The sequence below is a fragment of the Prolixibacteraceae bacterium genome, assembly GCA_019720755.1.
In the GTDB taxonomy this organism is placed as follows: domain Bacteria; phylum Bacteroidota; class Bacteroidia; order Bacteroidales; family Prolixibacteraceae; genus Halosquirtibacter; species Halosquirtibacter laminarini.
The window spans coordinates 51,157-63,101 of record CP081303.1 but is presented as its reverse complement, the minus strand read 5'-3'; the positions used below and the strand labels follow the sequence as shown (position 1 = coordinate 63,101).

The window sequence follows — 11,945 nt, the reverse complement described above, 5'->3', positions numbered from 1 at the left end:
GAAAAATAAATAAAAAATTAACTATTCTCTCCTTCTTGTCAGGAGAATAAAAGTTTTGTTATGGGAAATCCTGCTGCAAGAATAACAGATATGCACACTTGTCCGATGCAAACACCGGGACTACCTCCAATACCACATGTAGGAGGACCTGTTATTGGTCCAGGAGTTTCTACTGTGTTGATAGGTAAAATGCCCGCAGCCGTAGTAGGGGATAATTGTGTATGTGTTGGACCTCCTGATTCTATTATTAAAGGATCTATGACGGTGATGATTGGCGGAAAACCAGCTGCTCGTATGGGAGATACTACCGCTCATGGAGGTTGTATTGTATTGGGTTGTCCGACGGTATTGATTGGAGGATAAGAGATGTATGTTAGCATAGCAAACAGAAAATGTGATGAATGGAGATAATTTTTTGGGTACGGGTTGGAAATTTCCAATCTCTTTTGATCGGTCTACGCACCAAGTGAAGACCGTCACCGCAGAAGAAGATATAAAAGAGAGTTTAATGGTTCTTCTCTCTACCTCTCCTGGAGAGCGAGTGATGCATCCTGAATATGGCTGTAGAATAAAAAAGATGGCTTTTGAAACTATGGATGGAAATGTGTTGTCAGAAATGGAAGATATGATACGTTCTGCAATATTGTTTTTTGAGCCTCGAATTAAGGTAGACAAGATTGTGTTTGATCGGTCTAATATTCCTCAAGGCTGTTTGGTTATTCAAGTCTATTATGTGGTGAATATGACAAACACTCGAAATAATATTGTCTATCCATTTTATCTATTGGAAGGAACGGATTTGTAGGATAGTACTCTGAGTATATATTAAATGTTTTGAAATACATGCTAAAACGAGATGGAACAAATCAAAGACATAGACATCAAGTCTTCGATCCCAATAGGATCGTACCTGATGAGCACAGTTTTGAACAATTGTTATCCGAAACATTGCAATTCTCTAAAGATGTAATATTCTCAGATAAGGAAGTTTGGTCTGATTTTTGGGAATCTGATGAACTATTCACCTTCGTGGACATCATAACTTATGATGTCAAACTTCTTGAAGAAAAGTTTTTGAAAAGTCTCCAAGAACATAGTATCGTGAATGGAGAGCAGAAACTTCATTACTCATTACGATTTGTTTATGAGTTGTCCCGACAAGTTATTCATTGGCATTCAAAACTTGTCGTTTGTGAATATAGCTTTAATAGTGAAATGGCTGAAGTTGTTTTGAATACTTTGGGGAGTATATTGGGGAATATTATTCAAAAGATGAAGGAGACAATCTTGCAAATCCCCGAATTTGTAGCGCTTGATGTAGATTGGGATGCATTGGTGTATCATGAGCGTAAAGCTTTAATTCTTTTAGAGAAAGAGATCCGTAGTCAGAAACAAGGTATTCCTTCCAAATTGGATCAATTAGTGGATGAGTTTTTGATTCAATCTGACTTAAAATATATCTTTTATCTTCTCTATAATACCATTAATTTTTTAAAAAAAATTGCTCCTAAAGCCATAAAAGAGTCTTTGTCGTCGCAAAACCATGCTGCTCATATTGGGTTGTTTGTGACCTTCTTGAGATTGTATGAATATCCTCAGAAAGAGTTGAATAAATTCACTGAACGACTACAAAATTTTTATTATGATGAAGTATTGCAGGTGAAACCATTTTTGTCTACTCCTGATAGTGCTTTTTTGAGTGTAGTACTAAAGAGAAATGTGGATCATGTTACTATTCCACAAGGGACACGGTTTGCGACAGATGATGAGAGGTGGATTTATTATACAACAGAAGAGGTGTCTCTCAATCGCGCAAAGGTAGAACATCTATATAGACAACGATTGGTTCGAAAAGAAGAGATCGAACCTTCCCAACGCTTTGAAACCATAGAGTTAGAAAAGCTGACTATGGATGGATCTAAGCCAATAAAACCTGTGAATGGTTTTCTAGTAGCAGATGAAATATTGTTACTAAGGGAAGGAAATAGAAATATTACGATTCAGTTTGTTTTTACGATAGAATCGTACCGTAGGTTCTTGTCAGAGGTTCAAAGAGTCAGAGGGAATTATCAGCAAGATGATTTCATTGAAGAGATATTTGTAAAATCGTTTTTGGTAGAAGCAACTGCTGAAGAGGGGTGGATTGCGTTGAGTCATCATCATGTGAGATATACAAAAGGGGTAGATGATGGAGAATCTATGTTTGTCGAAATAGAGTTAGAATGCCCTGCTAGTACTCCTGCTATTGTCCCATTTTGTTCTGAAATTCATGGTCGTGGTTTTAATATAAAACATCCCGCAGTTAAGTTCTCTTTGATTGACAATTCATTCATATCTGTATATCCCCTTTTAGAGCTCTTGGTGTTAGAATTTCTTGAGATAAAAGTCGTGGCAAATGGTTTAACGGACCTGTTGGTAAAGAACAATCAGGGAGAGATGGATCTGACTTCTCCTTTTGATTTCCTTGGCGTAGTTCCTTTGTTGCACTCGTCTGTGGTAATTGGTTCTTTTGAACTGCTTTACAAAAAGAATTTACAAGTGGTTATCGATATCCATTGGAATAATATAGGTATTGTAAAAGGAGGAATAGATCAATATTATAAAGAGTATCCTGAAATAATCGAGAACGATTCGTTTCAATGTAGGTTTAGTCGGTTGGATGAGTATGAATGGTATCATAAAGAAGAGGCAAAGTCGTTGTTTGAGACCGAAATAAATCAATATCGTATTGAGATGTCTGATAGAAGTAGATTTGTAACCACAGAATTCAATTGGAAGGGGAACAATACGACCGTCTTGAATCAAGAGGATTATGGCTCTCATTTGAATAGTTCGTTTGGTTTCTTTAAGTTAGAATTAGTTTCTCCTTCAATGGGATTCGGACACAAACAATATCCACTTCTGCTTTCCGAGAGCTTTCTTCACAATGCGAGAACGAAAATAGGAAAGAAGGTAGATCTTCCTAAAGAACCATTTACCCCTGAGTGTAAAAGAATAGAACTTTCTTATGTTTCGAAAACTAAGATCAACTCAAAGGATAGAGAACGTTTTTATCATTTTAATAATTGGGGAGAAGTCGATGTGGTGGAAAGAAAGGAGAGAAGATTGCCTCATCTGATTGTTCCTGTTGTTTATGACTCGACACTTTTTATTGGAATAAAAAGTGTGGCACCTTTGTCTTATCTTAATATTCTGTTCTGTATCAATCAGACGGTTTTGTACAACAATATAAACGAATATGGGGCACTGTATTGGCATTACTTGGATAATAAAATATGGAAACCGATGGATCAATCGATGCTCCTACAAGATCAAACACACCATTTTACAAATTCTGGTATTGTAAAACTCCATATTCCTGCACATGTGGATGGAGATAGCAAACTTTTTAATGATGAATGTTTTTGGGTGCGTGTTTCAGTGAATGATAGTTTTTCGCAGATTGAAGCAGTTGAAAAAGTACTCTTCCAGGCTTTTTCTGTGAAATGGTTAGAGGGAGAAGTGTGTAGTCAATTAAGAGATGGGTTGCCCGCTTTCTCAATCAATAAGGCAAAACCAAATATCTATGAGCTGGAAAGTGTAACTCAACCTCTGAGAAGCTTTGGTGGAAGGCCACGTGAAGAGAAAAAAGACGTGAGGGTGCGTATCAGTGAGCAGTTAGTTCATAAAGGCCGTGCAATCACTGTTTGGGATTATGAACGATTGATATTGAAGAAATTTTCACACGTGTATAAAGTGAAATGTTTCCCTCATTATAATTCTGAAGGATCAGAGAAGCCTGGAAATATATTGATTGTTGCGATTGGTCAACCCAATGCAGTAGAGAATAATACTGATCTACCACTGCTGACTTTTTCACAATTAAAAGAAATTGAAAGGTATATCAAAACGATTGCTCCTCCACAAGTATTGATTCATGTACGTAACCCGATATATGAACATATCTATATTCGTTGTGCTGTCAAGTTTGTCTCTCCTCTTCGTAATGGACATTTTGTGAAATTATTGAACGAAGAGTTAATAAAATTACTTAGCAGTTGGTCTGTCAGTAAATTAGGAGAACCAGGTTTTGATAAAGATATAAAGATGGAAGATATTATAGGCTTTATCCATGATTTAGATTTTGTGTCTTTTGTTACTGATTTCTCTACTATTAAAATTACATGCCTAGATAATGGAGAGTATTTTGTTACAGATAGTGTAATGACACATAATGAAAAGATGACGCCATCTGTGCCTTGGGGAATTTTGGTGTCGGCTCATCATCATGACATCTCTGTGACTGATTCGGATCAGGTGATTGATGCAAATATAACAGGTATTAGTGATCTAGACATTCAAGATTCTTTTATCATAGAGTAAATGATTTTGAATTAAATAAAGTGTATTGAAACATATATTCTTCATGAGAACCTATGTCATCTGTTGTGTTGGTGAGGGAAGTGGTAACGTGTGGTGTAGATGAAGTTATGTTAGCAAAAAAGTACTGGTAATTTATACATTATTATTATGGCAAGACGTAATAGAGAAACACTAAAAAAATATTTTAACAAAGGGAAAAGACCTACAGAAGAACATTTTGCAGATTTGATAGATTCATGCGAAAATTTGGTTGATGACGTTTATGAGCAAACACGTAAGGTCGGCTTAAAAGTCGCCCCCAAAGTCAATAGCGATGAGATGATCGAATTTATTAAAAGAATGGATGATGATGAAGTGGTATGGAGTTGTCGAATGCAAAAGAAGAAACTGAATATTTCTGGAATAAGTGGTAGTAGTACTACTTTTGCTGATATATCAGAAGATCGAAATGTTCCTGAGATGGTTACAAATAATTTAATCGTCTCAAGAGGTCGAATAGGGAATTATGCTTTTGGAGAAGTCCCCGCAGATGGCCAATGGCACGATATTATGACAAACTTGGATGGTTGTCATGCATATGAAATAATGGCTGGTGCAACCAATAAACAAAAGAAATATGTGATGGCACATGTGATTGCAACAACTGCATTCAATAAAAGGAACAAAATACGTTATACGCAGGCTATGTACAGGGGTTGGTTTCGTCGAATTAAAGTGAAATTTAGGAGGTGTGGAGAGCATTACAACTTCTCTTTGGCTATAAAAACACAAACCAATTATGGTGTTGGATGTACAATTAAATATAATATCGCTTGTTTGTGGGAAAATCATTTTATGGAATAATTTGTAATGACTGATTCAATATATATAACCAAAGATAGACCTGTCGATGAAGTGTCATTAGAGTCGTTGAAACAGAGAGGCATAGAGCTTATTCAACAACTCTCAGGGAATCGATGGACTGATTATAACCTGCACGATCCTGGTATTACGGTATTAGAACAGGTCTGCTATGCTATTACTGAAATGTTATATATAAGTCGTTTTGGTGTAGTCGATCTGTTGTCTGATAGTCATGGTGATATCCATTTAGACCAGATAGGTCTATATGCACCTATTCAGGTATTTCCTACTGCACCAATTACGGAAAAAGATTACAGAAAGATTATTTATGACCAAGTACCTGGAGTTTATAATGTTTGGGTTAATCATTATAAACATACTGGTTTATTCTCAATAGAGATGGATATCTTCAGTAGATTTGAGGGCAGAGAGAAAGAAATATGTGATAAAGCACGAGAGGTCTTTTTGAAGAATAGAAACCTTGGAGAAGATATCTTAGATGTCTCTATCTTAGAAATGGAGGGAGTCGAATTATATGCTGAAATAGAGGTGGACGATACTTTACATGTGAATAATATCGTTGCAAGAATTTATTTTGAGTGTGCTATGCTTTTGTTCCCAGGAATTGCTTATTCTTCCTATCATGGAAGAAAAGGTGAAAAAAGTCTAGATCAGATATTAAGTGGTGTGGCATTGGAGTGTGGGTGTATTGATGATAATCAACTTCAACCTAAACCGAAAGAGATTCAAATGCATGAAATGTTTGCAGCAGTACAGCAGATTAAAGGTGTTGTTGGTATCAACCATTTGAAGTTGAGAAGAGGTGATGTGTTTTATGTTGATAGAATGCCTGTTGAGAAAAACAAAAGCTCGTTGTTAATTTTGCCTAAAACAGTGCAAGATCTCACGGTGAAAATGACTAAGGGAGGAAAAACACTTATACTTGATCCAAAAAGAATTAATAAATATTACCAGCGATTGAGAGCATCCTATTTTGGCCTTCGAAATATGATGGAAGATATTGAAAATATCAGTACACCGATCAAAGGGAATGTATTATCTTTTGGTGATTATCATTCAATACAAAATCATTTTCCTGCAGTCTATGGATTATTAAATGCTTTTCCTATTGGAGATAAAAGATTTGCAGAAACGGAACAGTTAAGAGGATACCTACTTTTTTTTGATCGTATTTTGGCAAATTTCTTTAAACAAACAGAACATCTATCCTCTTTGTTCAATATATCTAATACCAATAATAGAACATATTATAATGATAGCTTGTATTCCATTCCTGGAATAGAAGGTTTGTTGAGGTGTGAACATCAAGAGTCCGATATAAATCATTTTGATCGTGCCAATCGTTTTTTGGATTTTCTATTATCCTTACATGGCGAATCATTCTCAGAGAACCTCTTGTCTCAGTTCAACTTCTATTATTCACATTTAGAGGTTGAGGAGAAATTGATTGAACGGAAACAAAATTTCTTAAAGAATATTATTCCTTTGAATCGAGATAAAGCGAGCACGCTTGATTATACCCAACCTTTGTCTGAAATCAATAGCCCCGCAATCTTACAAAAGATACGCTTGCTTTTAGATATTGAAGATTATGAAGGAAAGAGATATACTGATATCCTTCGAAGATATGGTATGAAACTTCATGATTCTAGTAAATCTATTCCTATTAAGTCATACCTAAATGTTTCAGAAGAGGTTGACGAAAAGAAGTATATCTCTAATGAGGTCGTTGACGAAAAGTTCTTGGGTATTCCACTTATTGGTATTCCGGAGGTATTGTCTGAAGAAAAGGAAAAAGAGTTGTTTGATGATATTGTGTTCTATCGAGATGGGGTGTTAGAGGTCGATTTTCTTATAAATGGAGTATTCCTAGATAATTATCGTTTGGGGAAATTAAAGAATGAGAGAGATTATGTGGTAGTATTTAAAAAACCAAATGACTCAGAGTGGCTTATCCTTCATAATTATAATAAGATAAAGACTGCGATCGAACAAATTAACCGATTAAGATATTTCCTGATAAAAATAAATAGAGGAAGTGAAGGTGTGACAATGATTGATAATATCTTGTTAAGACCGCAGGAAGTGTTAAATACGACACAATTGACTAGATTCTCCCATCAAGTAAGTTTTGTCTTCCCAAATTGGAGTAGCCGATTTAGTCATATTGAGTTTCGTAAATTGGTTGAGGAGACGGTACAGTATAATTTGCCTGCACATATCTTACCTCATTTTTATTGGCTTGAAGATAAACAGATAGACAAGTTTCAAGATCTATACCATTTGTGGTTCGAATTGAAACGAAAAGACAAAAATCAAAAAAAACTAGATGAAATATCAAGAGAAATAGTAGAAATACTAAGAAAATATGATAGGTAGAAATATTCATAAGGTTCAAACTTTGAAGTTCGATATTCATTGTCAAAGTAAGGAAAATGCCTTAGAAATTCAGCCGCTTCTCTCTAATCTTGTTGCGAAGAAGATTATTGCGATGACTGATGAAATTTTTTCTAAACTTGCCAATTCTGAATCTACTTTTCAAATAGATAGGTTAGAAATAGATCTCGGAGGCTTTTCAATAAAAGATTTCCAAGATGATTTTGTCAGTATATATAAAAAAGAGCTTGGAAAGCAATTAATGAAGATTCTTTCTGATAGTTCAAACTATCAAAAGAATGGTGTTGTAGAAATAGATACAAGTAAAGTTTATCTGCAATTATTATGTCAATTCTTACTAGGTGGTTTAATGCGCTGGAGAGGTGTGTCAAATTATGTTTCTTTGAATGATGTAATTTTAGAGGTCTTATATCATCATTCAAATTTATTTGAAAGATGGTTGAGATATTATGGACAATATAATATATGCCTTAGAAAACGTTTGGTTCGACAGTTTGAAGAAAAAGAGTTAGAAAAGACAGTGGATATATTAGAGCCTGTAGAGGGTGTGTTTATCAAAAGATATGCCACGCATCTTGACCAAATAGAGACACCGACTCCTATAAATATGTCCATAGTAAAATGGGATTTTATTTTTACATACTTATTGGTTGAAAGAGGGAGCTTCTTTAATAAAAAGACTTTTGTTAAATATAATTTACACCAAATATCACAACACTATAACTTGGATTATTGGATGGTGATATCATCTTTTAGTAAAGAGCTTGAAAATAATACTACGCTACAAAATACGGATGCTAAATTGGTGAATATTTTAGTTGAAATATCACATGAGGACCTTGCTTCTCCTCTCACTGAATATGTAAATGACCAGGAGGACTTACGTTGTGTTGAGTCTTTCTTACTAGGTAGAAATAAGGATTTTATATTATTCAAAAAAGCATGGATGCAATTGGTCCGTCATCAAATCAAGGACTTAATCGATTTATTAGATTATTATTTTGTCTATGCAGATGTTCGTTTTTGTTTTGTATCTGAGTTGAAAGAGTGTTATTTCGTTTTTTTTATTCAGCATCAGTTTGAAATGCTCTATCCGTTTATTTCAAAGTGTTACGAACAAGCGGTCTTGATGAATTCAAAATTTCACATTGAAGGTAATGAACAAATATTCTCTCGATCTTTACGGAGTGTTATACTTGATTTTTTGTATCTAAATAAGGGGTGTATCGATTTCAATGCTACATCTTTTGTTCATTATATTTTACATAGAGTGTTTCAGCAGTATGATTTTAATCACCAAGATATAATAGAATATATTGGTAGTTCAGTCAGTGAAGTGTCTCAATTATTTGATCAAAATTTTTCTTACAAAGAGATTGTCTCCTCTTTTACATCTGATCTTGCTTCAAAAAATTATAAAAGGGCAGAGATTAAGGAACAAGACCCGATTGAATTGGTTGTTGCATTTTTAATAGGGAATCATAATGATAGATTGAAATTTAGAAAAGCATGGCAAGATTTATATGATAATCATATAATTTTTTTGATTGATTTATTAAACTATTACCTTCGACATGATGATATTCGTCATCGTTTTGTTTTTATATTGGATGAGGAGTATTTTATTTCATTGATCCGAATGTCATTCAATAAAAAGGCTCAGCTTGTCATCTGTTTTTATCAACAAGTGATTCTTGTAATTTCTCGCATGAAGGATGTAATGTTTACACATTCATTTTCACAGAAAGTACGGCAGGTAATACTAGACTTCTTCTATTCAAGTCATGGCGATGTAAATTTTCATGAGAAATCTTTTGTGAGGCTTAGTTTACAACAAATAGCTTATAAGAATGATATTGCATATCAAGCTTTGTTACAGTCGTTGTGTGATGAATTTAATGTTAATACGTTGGGGACTAGTTCATCGATCTCTTTAAAGAAAAATCTAAATAATATTTTGAAAGAGGATATTTTTGGTGCAGAAGATCATAATGTTTGCTTGCGAATACCGTTGTATGAAATAACTTCATTCTTACTTGGGATAAATAAAAATGTTAAGATTTTTGTAAATGGATGGCAGACATTGGAAAATGATCATATTGAAGTACTAAAAGATCTATTAGGCTATTATCTTCGATATCCAGATGTGAGATATCGATTTATTTATAGTCTCAATAAAGAGTTTTTTGTTTCTCTTATCCAGCTGGTATTTCCTTCTGAATCTCCCTTTATTTTAGACTATTATGAGACTATTATTCGGATGAATTCTATTTTAGATAAGAAGAGGAATATTAGACTATTTTCTTTTTCAGTAGCTCATGTTATTCTTGACTCTCTATGGCAAAATAGAGGAAGTTTTAACCATAAGCGATTTATTAGGTATAACTTAAAACAGATGGCTCGACAATGTGATATGGAATATAGCGAAGTGATTCAGTCTGTTAAAATGAAAATAGGTGTAAGCAGTTGTGATCCTGTATCTAACATTGAAATCGAGTTGGGAAATGTTCTATTTGATATCTTAGTAGAAGATCATGCTCTATTCCAAAATAGAGAAGAGTGTATTCAGGTGTGGTTCGATGTTGTTGTGTCATTTTTACTTGGGAAGGAAGATAATATCTTACTTTTTCAAAAAGCATGGGAAGGATTGTTGAACGGACAAATGAAGCTTTTACAAGAAATATTTGAATATTATCTTCCCTATCCAAACGTTCGTCATTGTTTTGCTTATAATTTAGAGAGTGATCATTTTTTAGTTCTTATTTATTCACAATTTAAGACAGAGTCTCAATTTATAAAAGAGTATTATGAACAAGTTATTCATACCTCATTTATAGTTGGAGATTCAGTCGAAGATCATGCTTTTGCACAATCTGTACGACACACTGTATTAGATTTCCTCTATCTTAATAGAGGGAGTAAATTTAATGATAAAGAATTTGTACACTATACGTTGCAGAAACTTGCTCATCACCATAATAAAAGGTTTCATGACCTTTTAGATATATTTTATCATGAATTACTACGTTTAAATGTTCATGGTCATCTGAAATACGTTTCACAACTGCTTGTAGAAATATCTTATGAAATAGAATCACCATTAAAGGATGATGTTAGTGAAATCATAACATTTTTTACTTATGGCTATGTATATGGAAAAGATAGAGATTCTATTCTGAGAATGCTCTTGCATTTACAAAATAATAAAGAGCAATGGACTCGATGGATTGCTTATTTGAGACAGAAAGAGTGGTTAATAGAACGAATCTGTTTGTCGTTATATGAAGATGAATTAAATGATTTTATTATAAATTTATTAAAAAATGAATATGGTTCTGAATCTGAATCAACTGTGACCTATTTATTGAAGAAAATAATGAAGCGTTCTTTAAGATATAGATGTATTAAATATGTCTTTTATACAAAGGTCATTATTGCTTTGGTGAAAAAAGAGGAAATAATTTTAAATGATTCGATTAATTTATTGCCTCTTGAAAAATTGTCTAATGATCAGATTTTTAATCTGTTATTATTTTATAATCGTAGCAATCTTATTCAATTTAAAGAACTCATTTGTTGGATTATCTTTCATAAAAAAGACTTGTTGGTCGAGTGGTTTGTATGTGATAAATACTCTTCTCTGTTAATCGATGAAATTGTAAGATCAATTCCTGAAACAGAGAAGCTGAGGTTCATCAAGTGTGTTGAAAAAAGACAAATGCCTATGATTGAAAAAGAAGAAATTATTCGAAAACTAAATAGACCAAAATTGCAGGTTAGAGAGGTGGATACCTCCTCATTTGAAGAAGAATTTTTTACCGAGAATATATATATATCTAATGCTGGATTGGTTCTTCTCGCTCCATTTTTCCCATTGCTTTTTGAGCGATTAGGATTCTTGTCAAAACAGGTGTTTAGTGGTAAAGAACAAGCTGAAAAAGCAATACATATTTTACAATACCTTGTCAATGGTTGCTGTAGATCCCCAGAGTATACATTGGTCTTGAATAAGCAACTTTGTGGTGTTAAGACAGGAAAGCCTATCATTAAAGAGTATCAGATGAATAAAGAGGAACTTAAAATTACGGAAGGGTTACTAAAGCATGTTATCTCTACATGGAGAGGTCTTGGAAAAACCTCTATTGAAGGGTTTAAAGAGTCTTTCTTACAACGAGATGGAGTGTTGGATCTAAAGGACAACGCTTGGTATTTGAGGGTGGAAGCCAAACCTTATGATATGTTATTAGATGTTTGTCCATGGAGTTTTAGAACCATAAAGTATCCATGGATGGACCGTGTTATTTATATTGATTGGAGGTGAT

General features: G+C 33.8%; 6 protein-coding genes. All 6 read left to right on the top strand.

The features are described from left to right. The first annotated feature begins 60 nt into the window (after nucleotides 1-60). Entirely contained in the window at nucleotides 61-363 is a 303-nt protein-coding gene (locus K4L44_00260) for a PAAR domain-containing protein (protein QZE14372.1), read from the top strand. A 34-nt stretch (nucleotides 364-397) separates the two neighbouring features. Beyond that, a complete protein-coding gene (locus K4L44_00255) occupies nucleotides 398-805 on the top strand; it encodes a GPW/gp25 family protein (GenBank protein ID QZE14371.1) in 408 nt (135 codons plus the stop codon). Nucleotides 806-843: 38 nt separating this feature from the next. Beyond that, complete coding sequence (locus tag K4L44_00250) at nucleotides 844-4,362, top strand: hypothetical protein (protein QZE14370.1); 3,519 nt, start codon at nucleotides 844-846, stop codon at nucleotides 4,360-4,362. Between the two features lie 147 nt (nucleotides 4,363-4,509). Continuing rightward, nucleotides 4,510-5,205 carry a hypothetical protein gene (locus tag K4L44_00245; protein ID QZE14369.1) on the top strand — a complete coding sequence of 232 codons (696 nt, stop codon included), beginning with the start codon at nucleotides 4,510-4,512 and terminating at the stop codon, nucleotides 5,203-5,205. A 6-nt stretch (nucleotides 5,206-5,211) separates the two neighbouring features. After that, nucleotides 5,212-7,605 carry a hypothetical protein gene (locus K4L44_00240; GenBank protein QZE14368.1) on the top strand — a complete coding sequence of 798 codons (2,394 nt, stop codon included), beginning with the start codon at nucleotides 5,212-5,214 and terminating at the stop codon, nucleotides 7,603-7,605. Next, nucleotides 7,595-11,944, top strand: a complete 4,350-nt coding sequence (locus K4L44_00235) for a hypothetical protein (GenBank protein QZE14367.1) — start codon at nucleotides 7,595-7,597, stop codon at nucleotides 11,942-11,944. The genes K4L44_00240 and K4L44_00235 overlap by 11 nt, the downstream gene beginning before the upstream one ends. Nucleotide 11,945 lies beyond the last annotated feature (1 nt).

What these genes read in the sequence shown, in the direction of transcription:
- K4L44_00240 (QZE14368.1), top strand. Translation starts at nt 5,212, where the DNA reads ATGACTGATTCAATATATATAACCAAAGATAGACCTGTCGATGAAGTG.
- K4L44_00250 (QZE14370.1), top strand. Translation starts at nt 844, where the DNA reads ATGCTAAAACGAGATGGAACAAATCAAAGACATAGACATCAAGTCTTC.
- K4L44_00260 (QZE14372.1), top strand. Translation starts at nt 61, where the DNA reads ATGGGAAATCCTGCTGCAAGAATAACAGATATGCACACTTGTCCGATG.
- K4L44_00255 (QZE14371.1), top strand. Translation starts at nt 398, where the DNA reads ATGAATGGAGATAATTTTTTGGGTACGGGTTGGAAATTTCCAATCTCT.
- K4L44_00235 (QZE14367.1), top strand. Translation starts at nt 7,595, where the DNA reads ATGATAGGTAGAAATATTCATAAGGTTCAAACTTTGAAGTTCGATATT.
- K4L44_00245 (QZE14369.1), top strand. Translation starts at nt 4,510, where the DNA reads ATGGCAAGACGTAATAGAGAAACACTAAAAAAATATTTTAACAAAGGG.